Origin of the sequence: Agromyces sp. G08B096 (assembly GCF_040267705.1) — a bacterium.
Classification (GTDB): domain Bacteria; phylum Actinomycetota; class Actinomycetes; order Actinomycetales; family Microbacteriaceae; genus Agromyces.
Genome location: NZ_CP158374.1, coordinates 3,101,103 through 3,115,705, shown reverse-complemented (window position 1 = coordinate 3,115,705; position 14,603 = coordinate 3,101,103). Strand labels below are relative to the sequence as shown.

The window sequence follows — 14,603 nt, the reverse complement described above, 5'->3', positions numbered from 1 at the left end:
AGCCGGAACCGTGCCGTACCTCCTCCGTCGCACCGGGCAGGCCCTCATCGTGCTCGCGGTCGCGTTCACGGCGACGTTCGTGCTGCTGCAGGCCCTGCCCGGCGATGCGATCCTGATCAAGTTCGAGAGCCCCGAACTCGGGCTCTCGCCGGAGCAGATCGCCGACATCCGGGCGGCGTACGGCGCGGACGTGCCGCTGTGGCAGCAGTTCGGGCACACCCTGGCCGGGTTCCTGCAGGGCGACTTCGGCACCTCGGTGCAGTACGGCACGCCCGTGCACGAGCTGATCGGCTCGGCGCTGCCCGACACGCTCGCCCTCGCGGGCCTCGGCTTCCTCGTGGCGGTCGTGCTCGCCGTGGGCATCGCGTTCCTGTCGACGCTCGCGCCGTTCGGATGGCTGCGGCGGGGGCTCCGGGCCCTGCCCGGCGTGTTCGTGTCGGTGCCGGTGTTCTGGCTCGGCATCGTGCTCATCCAGGTGTTCTCGTTCCAGCTGCGGCTCGTGCCGGTGATCGGCGCCGACCCCGTGCAGGGGCTCATCCTGCCGGTGCTGACGCTCGCGGTGCCGATCTCAGCGCCCCTCGCGCAGGTGCTCGCCCGCTCGATCGACGAGGTGCAGCTGTCGCCGTTCGTCGCGGTCGTGCGGGCGAAGGGCGCGAGCGGGGCCTGGGTGCTGTGGCGCAACGTCGCCCGGAACGCGATGCTGCCGGCGATCACCATCGCCGGCGTGCTGATCGGCGAGCTCATCGGCGGCGCCGTGGTCACCGAGACGGTGTTCGGACGGGCCGGCATCGGCCGGCTCACCGAGCAGGCGGTGGCCAATCAGGATGTCGCGGTGCTGCAGGCGATCGTCATCCTGTCGACGCTCGTGTTCGTCGTGGTGAACCTCGCGGTCGACCTCGTGTATCCCGTCCTCGATCCGAGGCTGAAGCGGAAGGCGGTGGCCGCATGAGCGCGCCGGTCCAGCAGCGAACGGATGCCCCGGCCCCGGCGGTCGACGTCACGGGCGGGGTCGTCACGGGCGGGGTCGCGGCGGTCGATGCGCCCGCGGAAGCCGCGAGCCGGCCGTCGCGGTCCGGCCGCCGGGTGCGGGGGGTCGGCCGGGTGCGCGGCATCCGCCCGGGTCTCGTGCTCGCCTGGCTCGTGGTCGCGATCGCGGTGGCGTGGGCCCTCGTGCCGTGGCTCTTCACGGCCGCCGATCCGATCTCCGGTGTGCCGGCCGAGAAGCTGCAGGCGCCGAGCCTCGCGCACCTGTTCGGCACCGACGCCATCGGCCGCGACCTGTACGCGAGGGTCGTGCACGGCGCCGTCCACTCGCTCTCGGGTGCGTTCGTCGCGGTGACCGTCGGGCTCGTCGGCGGCACACTGCTCGGTGTCGCCGCGGGGTCGCTCGGCGGGGCCGTCGACGCCGTGGTCGGCCGGATCGTCGACGTGCTGCTGTCGGTGCCGGGCCTGCTGCTCTCGCTCAGCATCATCATCCTGCTGGGCTTCGGCACCGTGAACGCCGCCATCGCGGTCGGCATCGGCTCGATCGCCGCGTTCACGAGGCTCGCGAGATCGGAGGTCGTGCGCGTGCGCCAGGCCGACTACGTCGAGGCCGCGATCGGATCGGGGGCGCGGCTGCCCGCCGTGCTGTTCCGGCACGTCCTGCCCAATTCGCTCACCGCCGTCGTCGGCCTCGCCGCGCTGCAGTTCGGCTCGGCGATCCTCGCCATCTCCACGCTCGGCTTCCTCGGCTACGGCGCCCCGCCGCCGACGCCCGAATGGGGCCTGCTCATCTCCGAGGGGCGCAACTACGTCGCGACGTCGTGGTGGCTGACCGTGCTGCCCGGGCTCGTGGTGGTGGCCGTCGTCCTCGCCGCCAACCGTCTCAGCCACGCCGCCGGGAGGACCTCATGACCACGCTGCTCGACATCGACCGCCTCGACATCGCGTATCGCACCCGCGGGCGGGACCGGCGCGTCGTCCACGACGTCTCCTTCGATGTGGGGGAGGGCGAGGTGGTGGCCCTCGTCGGCGAGTCCGGATCGGGCAAGACGACCACCGCGAGCGCCGTCCTCGGTCTGCTCCCGCCCGGTGGACGCATCGAACGCGGCGCCATCCGGCTCCGCGGCACCGACCTCGCCGGCTGGAGCGACCGTCGGCTCCAGGCGGTGCGGGGCATCCGGATCGGGCTCATCCCGCAGGACCCGGTGACCTCGCTGAACCCCGTGCGACCCATCGGCGCCCAGCTCGGCGAGGTGTTCCGGGTGCACCGGCGGGACGACCGCCGCGCCGTCGAGCGCCGGGTGCTCGAGCTGCTCGACCGGGTCGGCATCGACGACCCCGGGCGGCGCGCCCGGCAGTACCCGCACGAGCTCTCGGGCGGCATGCGCCAGCGGGTCCTCATCGCCAACGCGGTCGCGCTCGAACCCGAGCTGGTCATCGCCGACGAACCCACGAGCGCACTGGACGCGACCGTGCAGCGGCGCATCCTCGACCTCGTCGACGAGCTGCGTCGCGAGCACGGCACCGCGGTGCTGCTGGTCACCCACGATCTCGGCGTCGCCGCCGAGCGGGCCGACCGGGTCGTCGTGATGCAGGAGGGCCGCATCCTCGAGCGCGGACCCACCCGCGAGGTGCTCGACGCGCCGAGCGAGGCGTACACGCGCCGGCTCGTCGCCGACGCCCCGGGCCTCGCCGCCCCGGTGTTCCGCAGCCCCGCCGCACCGCCCTACCTCCGCGACGCGGGCGTCGCGGCCGCCACGAACCCGTTCGTGCTCGAGGCATCCGGGCTCGTGAAGACCTACCCGGTGGGCGGCCGCGGCGAGCCGTTCCGCGCCGTCGACGACGTCTCGTTCCGCGTGCTCCGCGGCACGACGCATGCGCTCGTCGGCGAATCGGGGTCGGGCAAGACCACGACCGCGCGCATCGCGACCCGGTTCGTCGCGCCCGACGCCGGCACGGTGCTGCTCGGCGGCGACGAGGTCGTCGGGCCTTCGGGCGGGCTCACCGGGGCCGCCCGGCGGGACTTCCGACGCCGGGTGCAGCTGGTCTACCAGAACCCCTTCGCCTCGCTTGATCCGCGACAGACGGTCGCGCAGATCGTCGCCGAGCCGCTGCGGAACTTCGGGATCGGCGACCGGCGGGCCCGGGCCGCACGCGCGGCCGACCTCATCGACCGCGTCGCCCTGCCCGCGCACCTCGCCGGACACCGCCCGGCCGAGCTGTCGGGCGGACAGCGCCAGCGGGTCGCCATCGCGAGGGCGCTCGCCCTCGACCCTGAGCTCCTCGTCCTCGACGAGGCGGTCTCGGCGCTCGACGTGACCGTGCAGGCCCGGATCCTCGAGCTGCTCGAACGGCTCCAGGCCGACCTGGGGCTCAGCTACCTCTTCATCTCGCACGACCTCGCGGTCGTCGCACGCATCAGCCACACGGTCTCGGTCATGCACCGCGGCCGGATCGTGGAGCACGGGACGACCGCCGAGGTGTTCCGGGCTCCCCAGCACGAATACACCCGGGAGCTGCTCGCCGCGGTCCCCGGCCGCACGGAAGGCGCAGTCGCATGACCCGCATCGGATTCTTCACCAGGCTTCTCGACGACACCACGCCCGCGGAGCGGTACCGCATCGCGACCGAGCAGATCGTCGCGGCCGAACGCCACGGCTTCGACTCGGCGTGGGTCGCGCAGCACCACTTCCACGCGGCCGAGGGCGGCCTGCCGTCGCCGTTCGTGTTCCTCGCGCACGCGGCGGCCGCGACGAGCCGGATCCGGCTCGGGACCGCGGTCGTGACCCTGCCTCTCGAAGACCCCGTCCGGGTCGCCGAGGATGCGGTGGTCGCCGACCTGCTCTCGGGCGGGCGGATCGAGCTCGGCGTCGGCTCCGGCTCGACGCCCGCGTCGTTCCTCGCCTTCGGGCAGCAGCACGAGGACCGCGCCCGGGTGTTCGGCGAGAAGGTCGACGCGCTCGTCGCGGCCCTCGCCGGCGGCGCGCTCGGCGACGACCGCAACCGGCTGCACCCCGACGGGCGCGGACTGCTCGGCCACCTCTGGCAGGCGACCTTCTCCGCGTTCGGCGGCACGCGCGCCGGCCGGGCGGGGCACGGTCTGCTGCTCTCCCGCACCCAGCCGAGACCGGCGGATGCCCCGCGCCGGACCCTCTCCGAGCTCCAGCTGCCGATCGTCGACGCGTACCGGGAGTCGCTGCCGGACGGCGTGCCTCCGCGCATCCTCGCCTCCCGGACGCTGTTCGTCGCCGACTCGCGCGACGAGGCCCGTCGCTGCGCCGAGCTCGGGTTGCGCCGCGCAGCCGCAGGCTTCGCGCGCACCGGGCAACCGCCGGTCGGCGAGAGCCTCGACGAGCTCATCGCGTCGTACGACACCCACGTCGGCACCGTCGACGAGGTGGTCGAGTCGCTCGCGCGCGACTCCGTCGCGGCCGAGGCCACCGACGTCGCCTTCCAGGTGCACTCGGTCGACCCGCCGCACGAGCTCGTGCTGCGCTCGATCGAGCTCATCGCGACCGAGGTCGCCCCGGCGCTCGGCTGGGGCGCCGGCGCCCGGCGAGCCGTCGGGGCGGGCGCGAGGAGCGTCACTGCGGCCGCCGCCGCCACCGCGACCGCGCTCGCGACCGAATGAACGTCCGGGCCGCCCGGCCCGCCCGGCAACGAGAGAGGACCACATGACCGACACCATCGATCGGCTCGCGGGCGTCGCGCCCGGCGACCGCGTCGACGCGCTCCGGCGTCACCGGCCCGTGACCCGCGACCAGTCGCAGGCCAGCCACGACGCCCTGTTCGGCGCGGACATCGACGAGACCCACACGACCCGTGCGGAGCGCGGCCTGGTCGCGACGTTCGTCGCCGCGCTGCACGACGACGAGGCCGCGACCGAGCTCTACGCCGGACTCGCGGGCGACCTCGCCGACGCGGCGCGGCTCGCCGCCGAGGCGGCCCGCACCACCGGGCCCTACGGCGCGTACCGCGAGCCGGGCCTCGCCGCCGAGTCGCGCGACGGGCTCGGCTTCGAGGCATCCGATGCGCTTCGCGCGGCCGTGGGCGACCGCTCGGCCGCCGCCCTCGAGCACGCCCACCTGCTCGTCTTCCGGCCCCGGGAGGCGTCGCCCGCGGCCCTCGAGCGGCTCGCGGCCGCCGGGTGGTCCGCCGACGGCATCGTCACCCTGTCGCAGCTCGTCGCGTTCCTCGCGTACCAATTGCGCGTCGCCGCCGGGCTGCGCCTGCTCACCGAGGAGGCCGCATGACCGACACCGCCGACCGCGTGGCGGAGCCCGATGTCGCGGTCATCCTCCGCCCCGAGGCATCCACGCCCGCCGCCTTCACGGCCGCCGAACTCGGCTGGCTGCCCTGGCTCGAGCCGGCCGACGCCGAGCAGCTGACCGAACGACAGTGGGCGGGGCTCGTCGACCGGGCCCGCGCGAAGAGCGACTACTTCCGCCTCCTCGTGCGCGATCCCGACATCCTGCGCGCCCGCACGCTCGCCGACAAGGACATCTTCACCAACGCCGCCGACGGGCTGCCCAGGGCCGACCGCGAGCTCGCCGCCGCCGCGACGAGCCGGGTCAACGGCTGCGTGTTCTGCGCCTCGGTGCACGCGCGCTTCGCCGGGCACTACTCGAAGCGGCCCGGCGACGTGCAGCGCCTCCTCGACGACGGCGTCGACGCGCAGCAGGATGCCGCGTGGCGCGCCGTGATCGACGCGTCGGCCGCGCTCGCCGCCACGCCGCCCCGGCTCGAGCGGCGCCACCTCGACGCGCTGCGGGCTGCGGGATACGACGAGCAGGCCGTCGCCGACGTCATCCACTCGGCGGCGTTCTTCAACTGGGCGAACCGCCTCATGCTCTCGCTCGGCGAACCCGACGAGCCGCGGGCCGACGAGCCACGGGCCGACGAGCCGGGGCGCTGACCGGCGACCCGGCGGGGGCCGGACCGCGGACCCGGTCCGGCCTCCACTCGCCCGGGCGTCCGCACGTTGCGCCGTGTTGCGCGCCGTGACGGCCCGCGTCGGCGGACCCTTGAGGGCGTGACGGGGCATCCGTACCCTCGACCAGACCGCGCGCCGACCGGCGCGCCCCGCAGGATCGGGGGAGCCGTGAGCATCGCCGTCGCCGCACCGCGCGCCGAGTCGCGCACCGTGCCCCCGCTCGCGCTGCTCGCCGACGCGGGCCTCGAGGTGCCCGTGCTCGGCGGACGACGCGTGCCGCACACGAACCTCGACCTCGCGGCATCCGCCCCGCCGCTCGCGGTCGTGGCGCGGGCCGTCGCCGATCTGCTGCCCTGGTACTCCAGCGTGCACCGCGGCACGGGCTACCCCAGCGAACTCGTGACCGAGCTCGTCGAGGACGCCCGCGGTGCCGTCGCCCGCCACGTCGGCGCGCGCGACGGCGACGTCGTGGTCTTCACCAGGAACACGACCGACGCGCTGAACCTGCTCGCCTCCGCCGTGCCGGGCGACGTCGTCGTCCTCGACATCGAGCACCACGCCAACCTGCTGCCGTGGCGGAGCCGCCGCGTCGTGGTCGGAGCCCCCAGCATCGAGGAGACCATCGCGGCGCTCGGCGCCGAGCTCGCCCGCCGGCCAGCCGCGCTCCTCGCCGTGACCGGCGCCTCGAACGTCACCGGCGAACTGCTGCCCATCGCCCGGCTCGCAGACCTCGCGCACGAGCACGGCGCCCGGATCGTCGTCGACGCGGCGCAGCTGCTGCCGCACCGAGTCGTCGACCTCGCCGCCGACGGCGTCGACTACCTCGCGTGTTCGGGCCACAAGGCGTACGCCCCCTACGGGGCGGGAGCCCTCGTCGGCCGGGCCGACTGGCTCGACCAGGCGCCGCCGTACCTCGCGGGCGGCGGCGCCGTCGCACGCGTGGGCCTCGACCGCGTGATCTGGCACGCCTCGCCCGAGCGGCACGAGGCGGGCACGCCGAACGTCCTCGGCATCGCCGCGCTCGCCGTCGCGCTCCGAGAGCTCGATGCGCTCGGCCCATCGGCCCGGATCGAGCACGAGCACGCGCTCGCGACGCGACTGGAACGCCGCGTCGCCGCCGTCGATGGCGTCCGCATCGTGCGCGGCTTCACGGATGCCCCCGCCCGCGTCGGCATCGTCACGCTCGAACTCGAGCGCGGGTCGGTGGGGCTGGTGGCCGCGGCGCTGTCCGCCGAGCACGGCATCTCGGTGCGCGCGGGCCGCTTCTGTGCGCACCCGTTCTTCGACCGCGTCGCGACGAGGTCGAACGGCCTGCGCGCGAGCCTCGGCATCGGCTCGACGTCCGCCGACGTCGACCGCTTCGCGGACGCGCTCGAGACGGTCGTCGCTGGCGGTTTCGGCGCCGTCTACCACCGCAGCGCCGACGGGTGGAAGCCGATCGTCGACGACCGGCCGCGGCCCTCGCTCCTCGCGCGCTGACGCGCTGGATCCGCGCGCCCTCGCGCGGAATCGGCTCTCCCGCTCCAGCCCGGCCTCGGCCACACTGGTCGCATGGGATCAGCGTTGACCACCATCGGATTGCCCGTCGCCCTCGGCATCATCATGTTCGGCCTCGGCCTGACGCTCACGCCGGGCGACTTCGCCCGGGTGGCGAGGCATCCCAAGGCCGTCGTCGTCGCCCTCGCCTGCCAGCTCCTCCTGCTGCCCGCGATCTGCTTCGGCCTCGTCCTGCTGTTCCAGCTGCCACCCGTGCTCGCCGTCGGCATGCTGCTCCTCGCCGCCTCGCCAGGCGGCACCACGGCGAACCTCTACAGCCACCTCTTCCGCGGCGACGTGGCGCTGAACATCTCCCTCACCGCGATCAACTCCGTGCTCGCCGTCGTGACCCTGCCGCTCATCACGAACCTCGCGATCCAGGTGTTCCTGCCGGGCGACGAGGAGCTCGGGCTGCAGCTCGCGAAGACCGTTGAGGTCTTCGCGATCGTGTTGCTGCCCGTCGTGCTCGGCATGCTCGTGCGCTGGTGGCGGCCCGGCTTCGCCGAGCGGATGGACCGGCCGGTGCGCATCGCGTCCGTGGTGATCCTCGTCGTCGTCATCGCGGGCGCCATCGTCTCCAACCTCGACCTGCTGGTCGCGAACGCGGGCCGGCTCGCCGGCATCACCGTGCTGTTCTGCGTCATCAGCCTCGCCGTCGGCTACCTCGTGCCCCGGCTCTTCCGGGTCGATCGCCGCCAGTCGATCGCGAGCTCGTTCGAGATCGGCATCCACAACGCCACCCTCGCGATCGTGATCGCCCAGACCGTCATCGGCAGCGTCGAGATGAGCCTGCCTGCGGCGGTGTACGGGGTGCTCATGTTCTTCGTCGCGCTCGGGTTCGGGTTCCTCATCCGCGGGCGGAGGGTCGCAGGCAACGAGGGCGAGCCCGTGCCCACGGGCGTCGGCCGGCCGGCGACGGCCGGCGGCGGCGGGACGGACGCGGGGGCGGCGTCGGCCGACCGGTAGCTCCTCGTTCCCCGAGGGCGTGCGGCTCCGGGCGGGGCATCCGATCACCGTGCCTACACTGGACGGGGCGGAGAGGGGACGCATGCAGGCGCTGGTCGAGAGCGACATCCGCTCGGTGCTGCGCAACGCGAGCGAGGCCGAGCTCGACCAGGTCTCGCTGCCCGTGCGCTTCTTCGTGACCGAGTGGGCCCCGCTCGACGCGTTCGGCTGGCGCGACCCGCGCATCCCGTCGCGCGGCTATCTCGTCACCGAGCTCGACGGGGAACCCGCCGGCGTCGTGCTGCGCGCCGCCGAGCACTCCGGGTCGCACCACCGCGCCGCCATCTGCAGCCTCTGCCACACCCAGCAGCCCGGCGACCAGGTCGTGCTGTTCTCCGCACGCCGCGCGGGCGTCGCCGGCGAGCGCGGCGACAGCGTCGGCACCTACATCTGCAGCGACCTGGCCTGCCAGGAGACCGTGCGCCTCGGCCGTCCGGCGGCGCCCTCGGAGATGCTGCCGGGCGTCCGCGAGCTCGAGCGCATCGAGGGGCTCGCGCGCCGCACCCGGGCCTTCGTCGCGGACGTGCTCGCGTAGGGCGCTCGCCTGCCTCGGGCGCTCGCCTCCCGCGGGGCGGGGTCGCCGGCTCGGGCGCTCAGGGCTCGACGGGGTCGAGCGCCGGGCGCTTCGCGGTGCGGCCGTCGCCCGACGATCGTCCGGTGAGGCGGCGGCCGATCCACGGCAGCACGAACTCGCGGTAGTACGCGGCGGTGTTCCGGCTGCGGGCGCCCGGCGGAGCCGCGGCGACCTCCTCGACCCCCCACTCGGGCGGCACCGGCACGCCGAGCGCCGTCAGCACATTGCTCGCCACACGCGCGTGCCCGAGCGAGTTCAGGTGCAGCTTGTCGGGCGACCAGTATCGGATGTCGCGCAGCCCGACGTCGTTGAAGTTGTCGACGAACGTCACCCCGTCGAGCTCGGCCAGGTCGCGGAGCGCCTCGGTCAGCCGCACGCCGCGCGCGTCGAACACGCGCCCGAGCGGCAGATGCTCCGTGGGGTTCGCGCCGCTCAGCATGAGGACGTGGATGCCCTCGTCGCGGATGCGGTGCACCGCCTGCCGGAACCGGCCGGCCACCCGCTCCTCGGGCATGCGGGGGCGGAGCATGTCGTTGCCGCCGCCGTTGAAGCTGATCACCTCGGGACGCAGCGCGATCGCGGCCTCGAGCTGCTCGTCGACGATCGGCCCGAGCTTGCGCCCGCGGATCGCGAGGTTGGCGTAGCCGATGGGTTCGCGGGCGTGGCGGGCGAGGCCGATGGCCACGAAGTCCGCCCAGCCGCGGACGCTGCCGTCGGGCAGTTCGTCGCCCACGCCCTCGGTGAAGCTGTCGCCGATCGCCGCGTACGTGTGGAACATGCGCTCCACGCTAGCGCGCGATCAGGCGCCCGGCGTGTGCTCGACCTCGCAGTCGGCACCTGGGAAGAACAGCGTCTCGTGCCCGTCGTCGAACCGCACGAGATACGGCGGGCCGCCGTCGGGACCCCGTACCTCGAGCACCTCCCCGTGACGGTCGGACTGCCCGACCTGCTTGCCGTGGATGACCAGACGATCCCCGATGACCGCGTGCATCATCTCCCCTTTCCCCTCGTCTCCAGGGTACGGCGGAGCTCCGCCGGCGCGGTAGGCCGGGCGCCGCCGGGCCGGGCGCCGCCGGGCCGTGCGCCGCCGAGCCGGGGTCAGCCGACGGCGAGCAGTGCGGCCCAGAGATCGGCCCGCGCGTGGAAGCCGGAGAGGTCGCGGCCGAGGAGGCGCTCGGCGAGCGCGATGCGGCTGCGAACGGTGTGCCGGTGCACCCCGAGCTGCTGGGCGGTCGCGTCGAACTGGCCGCCGTGCTCGAGCCAGACGCGCGTCGTCTCGACGAGGCTCGTGCCGTTCGCAGCGTCGTGGTCGGCGAGCGGCGCGAGCGTGGCGCGCGCGACGGCCCGCGCGTCGGTGCGGGCGAGGAAGGCGAGGACGCCCTGCCGGCTGATCTCGTCGAACGCGACGACGACGCTGCCCTGCTCCCTGGCCCGCTCCAGGGCGCGGAGCGCCTGCTCGTGCGCGGCTTGCACCTGCCGAGGGAGCGACTCGACCGGGTCGGACACGCCTACGGCGACGTCGAACTCGTCGGAGAGCTCGTCGGGGAGCGAGGCATCCTGCTGCTCGACCAGCAGGACCACGGTGTCGCCGTCGCGTCCGAAGAAGAGGCGGCCCCGGCGCTCGTCGACGCGGAGCTCGAGGAACTCGACGAGGCGATCGGCGTGCTCGGCTGGCGCGTCGGCGACGGCGATGCGGAGCGGCGTCTGGGGGAGGGCGCCCCACATCTCGCCGGCGACCTCGGCGGCGAGGTCGAGGTCTCCGGCGAGGATGGACCGCAGCAGGCCCGACCGGAGGTGCCCGCGCGCCCGGTCGAGGTCGCGGTTCTGCTCGAGAGCGAGGCCCGCGAGCGCGATCACCGCGGTGACGACCTCGCGCCCGGCCTGGTCGAGCTGGGGCGAGTCGCCGATCGCGAGGACGCCGCGGAGCGCGCCCCCGGCGCCGAGGGTCTGCAGGGTCACGCGGTGCGCGGCGCCGACCGAGGCGCCGGCCTCGAGGGTGCGGCTCGCCCGCTGGCCGCGGCGGAGCATCGATCTCGCCTCGCCCACCACCTCGCCGAGCGCGGGCTGGGCGAGCCCGGCGGGCGGCGCCTCGCGGTCCAGCGCGCCGGCGGCGTCGACGAGGCCGACCCACGCGCCGAGCCGGTGCGAGAGCTCCGCGAGCGTGGCACCGAGCCCGTCGGGGCGGAGGGCGGCCAGCGAGATGGCGCGCTGCGCCTGCAGGGCCCACGCCTGCCTCGCGTTCGCGTCGGCGGCGGTGAGGTCGGCGACGGCGCGGGCGACGCGGATGAAGGGCACCCGGTAGGGCACCTCGAAGAGGGGCAGGCCGTGGCGTTCGCTGGCCGCCACCAGCAGGGCGGGCGTGCCGTCGCGGATCACCTCCGTGCCGAAGCCGAGCGCGGCGACGCCCGCCGCCCTGAGCCTCGCCACGTACGCGTCGAAGCGCGCGGGGTCGTCGGCACCCGCGTCGGCGCCGAACTGGGTGCCCGTGGTGAGCAGCACGTGGCCCGGGTCGAGGAAGGGCGTCGGGTCGACGAGGTCGGAGGAGTGCGCCCAGGCGACGGGGGCGTCGAGCGCGGCGGGCGGCAGCTGCGCCGCGTCGACGACGAGTCTCAGGGCGAGCTCGTCGAGCTCCAGCATGGTGCGCACCGTGGGCTGCATCGCCGTCGCCTCCTCAGCCGGTCGGGATGCCTCGACGCCGGGCAGCGCCGGAGCTGTACACCGCGTCGAGGAAGTCGGCTTCGAGTGTACACACGGGCGGAGCGGCATCCGAGTCGGCGTGCCTAGCATGGCCCGGTCGCCCAGCCATCTCGCATCGGAGCAGGAGCAGCCATGACCATCGTCGACACGCCGGCCACCGCCACCGGAGGTCCCTCGCTCGCGCAGGAGCGCCGCCTCGTCACCGCCATCCCGGGTCCGCGCTCGCAGGAGCTGATCGCGCGCAAGGCCGCCGCGGTCGCGTCGGGCGTCGGGCACACCCTGCCCATCTCGGTCGTCGCCGCGGGCGGCGGCGTGGTCGTCGACGCCGACGGCAACTCGCTCATCGATCTGGGCTCGGGCATCGCCGTCACCGGGGTCGGCAACGCCAACCCCCGCGTCGTCGACGCGGTCACCGCGCAGCTGAACGCCTTCACGCACACCTGCTTCACCGTCGCGCCCTACGAGGGGTACGTCGCCGTCGCCGAGAAGCTCAACGAGCTCACCCCGGGCGACCACGAGAAGCGCTCCGCGCTGTTCAACTCGGGCGCCGAGGCCGTCGAGAACGCGGTGAAGATCGCCCGCCACCACACCAAGAAGCAGGCCGTCGTCGCGTTCGACCACGCCTACCACGGGCGCACGAACCTCACCATGGGGCTCACCGCGAAGAACATCCCGTACAAGAGCGGCTTCGGCCCGTTCGCGCCCGAGGTGTACCGCGCGCCCCTCAGCTACCCCTACCGCGACGGCGGCCTCGACGGCCGCGAGGCCGCCGCCCGTGCCATCCTCCAGATCGAGAAGCAGGTGGGCGTCGAGAACCTCGCGGCCGTCATCATCGAGCCGATCCAGGGCGAAGGCGGCTTCATCGTGCCGGCGCCCGGCTTCCTCCCCGCACTGGTCGAGTGGGCGAACCGCAACGGCGTGGTCTTCATCGCCGACGAGGTGCAGACCGGCTTCGGCCGCACCGGCGCCTGGTTCGCAAGCGAGCACGAGGGCATCGTGCCCGACCTCGTCGTCACCGCGAAGGGCATCGCCGGCGGCCTGCCGCTCTCGGCGGTCACCGGCCGGGCGGAGATCATGGACTCCGCGATGGCCGGCGGCCTCGGCGGCACCTACGGCGGCAACCCGCTCGCCTGCGCCGCCGCGCTCGCCGCGATCGAGGCCTACGAGGAGGAGGGCCTCATCGCCCGGGCGCAGGAGATCGGCGCGGTGCTGCTCGGACGTCTGAACGCGCTGCGCACCGCCGACCCCCGCATCGGCGACGTGCGCGGCCGCGGCGCCATGGTCGCGATCGAGTTCGTCGACCCCGAGACCGGGGCTCCCGACCCGAAGCTCACCGCCGAGGTGGCCGCCTACGCGCACGCCCACGGCGTGGTGCTGCTCACCTGCGGCACCTACGGCAACGTCATCCGGTTCCTGCCGCCCCTCACGATCGGCGACGACCTGCTCGTCGAGGGCATCGGCATCGTCGCGGAGGGGCTCAAGCGCGCATGACCACCCTGGCCGACACCGTCGTCGCCGCATCCGCCGGGGCCGCGAACGCCGCCCCGATCGCGACCCCGCTCGACGACGCCCGCGCGCAGCTCGCCGAGGCGATCGCCCTGCTCGGGTTCAGCGAGGGCACGCATCAGCTGCTGGCGACGCCCCGCCGCGAGCTCACCGTCGCGGTGCCCCTCCGCACCGACGACGGCGAGACGAAGCTGTTCACGGGCTACCGCGTGCAGCACAACTTCTCGCGCGGCCCCGCGAAGGGCGGTCTCCGCTACGCCCCGAACGTCGACCTCGACGAGGTGCGCGCGCTCGCGATGTGGATGACCTGGAAGTGCGCCCTGCTCGACGTGCCCTACGGCGGCGCCAAGGGCGGCATCGCGATCGACCCGCGCGCGCACTCCACCGCCGAGCTCGAGCGCGTCACCCGGCGCTACACGAGCGAGATCCTGCCCATCATCGGGCCGGAGCGCGACATCCCGGCGCCCGACATCGGCACCGACGAGCGCACCATGGCCTGGATGATGGACACCTACTCGGTGAACTCGGGGTACACCGTGCCCGGCATTGTCACGGGCAAGCCCATCGCGCTCGGCGGATCGCTCGGCCGGGCGTCGGCGACGAGCCGCGGCGTCACCCACATCGCCCTCGCCGCGCTCCGCCACGCCGGTTTCGAGCCGGGGCGTTCGACCGCGGCCGTGCAGGGCTTCGGCAAGGTCGGCGCCGACACGGCGCGCTTCCTCGCCGAGGCGGGCGTCCGCGTCACCGCGGTGAGCGACCAGTACGGCGCCGTCTCGAACGACGGCGGCCTCGACGTCGAGGCGCTCATCGCGCACGTGCAGCAGACCGGCTCGGTGGTCGACTTCGCCGAGTCCGAGCCGCTCGACCGCGAGGCGCTGCTCACCCACGACGTCGATCTGCTCGTGCCGGCCGCCGTCGAGGGCGTGCTGCACGAGGGCAACGCGGCCGCGGTGCGGGCGAAGGTCGTCGTCGAGGGCGCGAACGGCCCCACGACCCCCGCCGCCGACCGCATCCTGCGCGAGCGCGACGTCCTCGTCGTCCCCGACATCCTCGCCAATGCCGGCGGCGTCATCGTCTCGTACTTCGAGTGGGTGCAGGCCAACCAGGCCTACTGGTGGCGGGCCGACGAGGTGGAGAGCAGACTGGAGGAGCGGATGCTGAACGCGTGGCAGCACGTGCTCGGCTACGCGGGGGCGAGGGGGCTGTCGCTCCGCACCGCCGCGACCGCACTCGCCGTCGAACGCGTCGCCGAGGCCCACCGCCTCCGCGGCCTGTACCCCTGACCGGATGCCCCGGCCAGGGGGTTCGGCTCCCAGACCTGCCCCGCCGGGGCATCCATCCACCGCACGAACCGCAGATCGACACGAA

The 14,603-nt window shown here is 74.4% G+C and carries 14 protein-coding genes; 11 read left to right on the top strand and 3 right to left on the bottom strand.

Annotation, left to right across the window (positions count from 1 at the left end; genetic code table 11):
* Positions 1 to 10: 10 nt before the first annotated feature.
* The 9 genes from ABIQ69_RS14875 to ABIQ69_RS14835 all read left to right on the top strand — a co-directional run bounded on the left by ABIQ69_RS14875 (position 11) and on the right by ABIQ69_RS14835 (position 8,993).
* Complete coding sequence (locus ABIQ69_RS14875; protein WP_350347908.1) at positions 11 to 949, top strand: ABC transporter permease; 939 nt, start codon at positions 11 to 13, stop codon at positions 947 to 949.
* A complete protein-coding gene (locus ABIQ69_RS14870) occupies positions 946 to 1,896 on the top strand; it encodes an ABC transporter permease (protein WP_350347907.1) in 951 nt (316 codons plus the stop codon). The genes ABIQ69_RS14875 and ABIQ69_RS14870 overlap by 4 nt, the downstream gene beginning before the upstream one ends.
* Complete coding sequence (locus ABIQ69_RS14865) at positions 1,893 to 3,545, top strand: ABC transporter ATP-binding protein (protein WP_350347906.1); 1,653 nt, start codon at positions 1,893 to 1,895, stop codon at positions 3,543 to 3,545. The genes ABIQ69_RS14870 and ABIQ69_RS14865 overlap by 4 nt, the downstream gene beginning before the upstream one ends.
* Positions 3,542 to 4,615 (top strand): putative FMN-dependent luciferase-like monooxygenase, encoded by a 1,074-nt coding sequence (locus tag ABIQ69_RS14860; RefSeq protein WP_350347905.1) that lies wholly within the window; start codon positions 3,542 to 3,544, stop codon positions 4,613 to 4,615. Before ABIQ69_RS14865 ends, ABIQ69_RS14860 begins: the two co-directional genes overlap by 4 nt.
* 43 nt (positions 4,616 to 4,658) lie before the next feature.
* Entirely contained in the window at positions 4,659 to 5,237 is a 579-nt protein-coding gene (locus ABIQ69_RS14855) for a CMD domain protein (RefSeq protein WP_350347904.1), read from the top strand.
* Entirely contained in the window at positions 5,234 to 5,899 is a 666-nt protein-coding gene (locus ABIQ69_RS14850; RefSeq protein ID WP_350347903.1) for an alkylhydroperoxidase domain protein, read from the top strand. The genes ABIQ69_RS14855 and ABIQ69_RS14850 overlap by 4 nt, the downstream gene beginning before the upstream one ends.
* A gap of 186 nt (positions 5,900 to 6,085) precedes the next feature.
* Positions 6,086 to 7,396: an aminotransferase class V-fold PLP-dependent enzyme gene (locus tag ABIQ69_RS14845; RefSeq protein WP_350347902.1), complete on the top strand. Its 1,311-nt coding sequence runs from the start codon at positions 6,086 to 6,088 to the stop codon at positions 7,394 to 7,396.
* Between the two features lie 72 nt (positions 7,397 to 7,468).
* On the top strand, positions 7,469 to 8,419 hold the full coding sequence (locus ABIQ69_RS14840) for a bile acid:sodium symporter family protein (protein ID WP_350347901.1): 951 nt from the start codon (positions 7,469 to 7,471) through the stop codon (positions 8,417 to 8,419).
* Between the two features lie 82 nt (positions 8,420 to 8,501).
* A complete protein-coding gene (locus ABIQ69_RS14835; protein ID WP_350347900.1) occupies positions 8,502 to 8,993 on the top strand; it encodes an FBP domain-containing protein in 492 nt (163 codons plus the stop codon).
* A gap of 58 nt (positions 8,994 to 9,051) precedes the next feature.
* Here the strand turns inward: ABIQ69_RS14835 and ABIQ69_RS14830 are convergent, their stop codons facing one another.
* The 3 genes from ABIQ69_RS14830 to ABIQ69_RS14820 form a co-directional block, all read right to left on the bottom strand.
* Positions 9,052 to 9,810: an SGNH/GDSL hydrolase family protein gene (locus ABIQ69_RS14830; RefSeq protein ID WP_350347899.1), complete on the bottom strand. Its 759-nt coding sequence runs from the start codon at positions 9,808 to 9,810 to the stop codon at positions 9,052 to 9,054.
* Between the two features lie 21 nt (positions 9,811 to 9,831).
* Positions 9,832 to 10,023, bottom strand: coding sequence for a DUF1918 domain-containing protein (locus ABIQ69_RS14825; protein WP_350347898.1), 192 nt, complete (start codon positions 10,021 to 10,023; stop codon positions 9,832 to 9,834).
* 107 nt (positions 10,024 to 10,130) lie between these two features.
* Entirely contained in the window at positions 10,131 to 11,690 is a 1,560-nt protein-coding gene (locus tag ABIQ69_RS14820; RefSeq protein ID WP_350347897.1) for a PucR family transcriptional regulator ligand-binding domain-containing protein, read from the bottom strand.
* Positions 11,691 to 11,861: 171 nt separating this feature from the next.
* Here ABIQ69_RS14820 and gabT point away from each other — a divergent pair, with 171 nt between their 5' ends.
* Together gabT and ABIQ69_RS14810 are read left to right on the top strand one after the other, a co-directional pair.
* Positions 11,862 to 13,220: a 4-aminobutyrate--2-oxoglutarate transaminase gene (gabT, locus tag ABIQ69_RS14815; RefSeq protein WP_350347896.1), complete on the top strand. Its 1,359-nt coding sequence runs from the start codon at positions 11,862 to 11,864 to the stop codon at positions 13,218 to 13,220.
* Positions 13,217 to 14,518 carry a Glu/Leu/Phe/Val dehydrogenase gene (locus ABIQ69_RS14810; RefSeq protein WP_350347895.1) on the top strand — a complete coding sequence of 434 codons (1,302 nt, stop codon included), beginning with the start codon at positions 13,217 to 13,219 and terminating at the stop codon, positions 14,516 to 14,518. The genes gabT and ABIQ69_RS14810 overlap by 4 nt, the downstream gene beginning before the upstream one ends.
* Positions 14,519 to 14,603 lie beyond the last annotated feature (85 nt).

What these genes read in the sequence shown, in the direction of transcription:
- ABIQ69_RS14870 (WP_350347907.1), top strand. Translation starts at nt 946, where the DNA reads ATGAGCGCGCCGGTCCAGCAGCGAACGGATGCCCCGGCCCCGGCGGTC.
- ABIQ69_RS14865 (WP_350347906.1), top strand. Translation starts at nt 1,893, where the DNA reads ATGACCACGCTGCTCGACATCGACCGCCTCGACATCGCGTATCGCACC.
- ABIQ69_RS14860 (WP_350347905.1), top strand. Translation starts at nt 3,542, where the DNA reads ATGACCCGCATCGGATTCTTCACCAGGCTTCTCGACGACACCACGCCC.
- ABIQ69_RS14855 (WP_350347904.1), top strand. Translation starts at nt 4,659, where the DNA reads ATGACCGACACCATCGATCGGCTCGCGGGCGTCGCGCCCGGCGACCGC.
- ABIQ69_RS14850 (WP_350347903.1), top strand. Translation starts at nt 5,234, where the DNA reads ATGACCGACACCGCCGACCGCGTGGCGGAGCCCGATGTCGCGGTCATC.
- ABIQ69_RS14840 (WP_350347901.1), top strand. Translation starts at nt 7,469, where the DNA reads ATGGGATCAGCGTTGACCACCATCGGATTGCCCGTCGCCCTCGGCATC.
- ABIQ69_RS14835 (WP_350347900.1), top strand. Translation starts at nt 8,502, where the DNA reads ATGCAGGCGCTGGTCGAGAGCGACATCCGCTCGGTGCTGCGCAACGCG.
- ABIQ69_RS14830 (WP_350347899.1), bottom strand. Translation starts at nt 9,810, where the DNA reads ATGTTCCACACGTACGCGGCGATCGGCGACAGCTTCACCGAGGGCGTG.
- ABIQ69_RS14825 (WP_350347898.1), bottom strand. Translation starts at nt 10,023, where the DNA reads ATGCACGCGGTCATCGGGGATCGTCTGGTCATCCACGGCAAGCAGGTC.
- ABIQ69_RS14820 (WP_350347897.1), bottom strand. Translation starts at nt 11,690, where the DNA reads ATGCAGCCCACGGTGCGCACCATGCTGGAGCTCGACGAGCTCGCCCTG.
- gabT (WP_350347896.1), top strand. Translation starts at nt 11,862, where the DNA reads ATGACCATCGTCGACACGCCGGCCACCGCCACCGGAGGTCCCTCGCTC.
- ABIQ69_RS14810 (WP_350347895.1), top strand. Translation starts at nt 13,217, where the DNA reads ATGACCACCCTGGCCGACACCGTCGTCGCCGCATCCGCCGGGGCCGCG.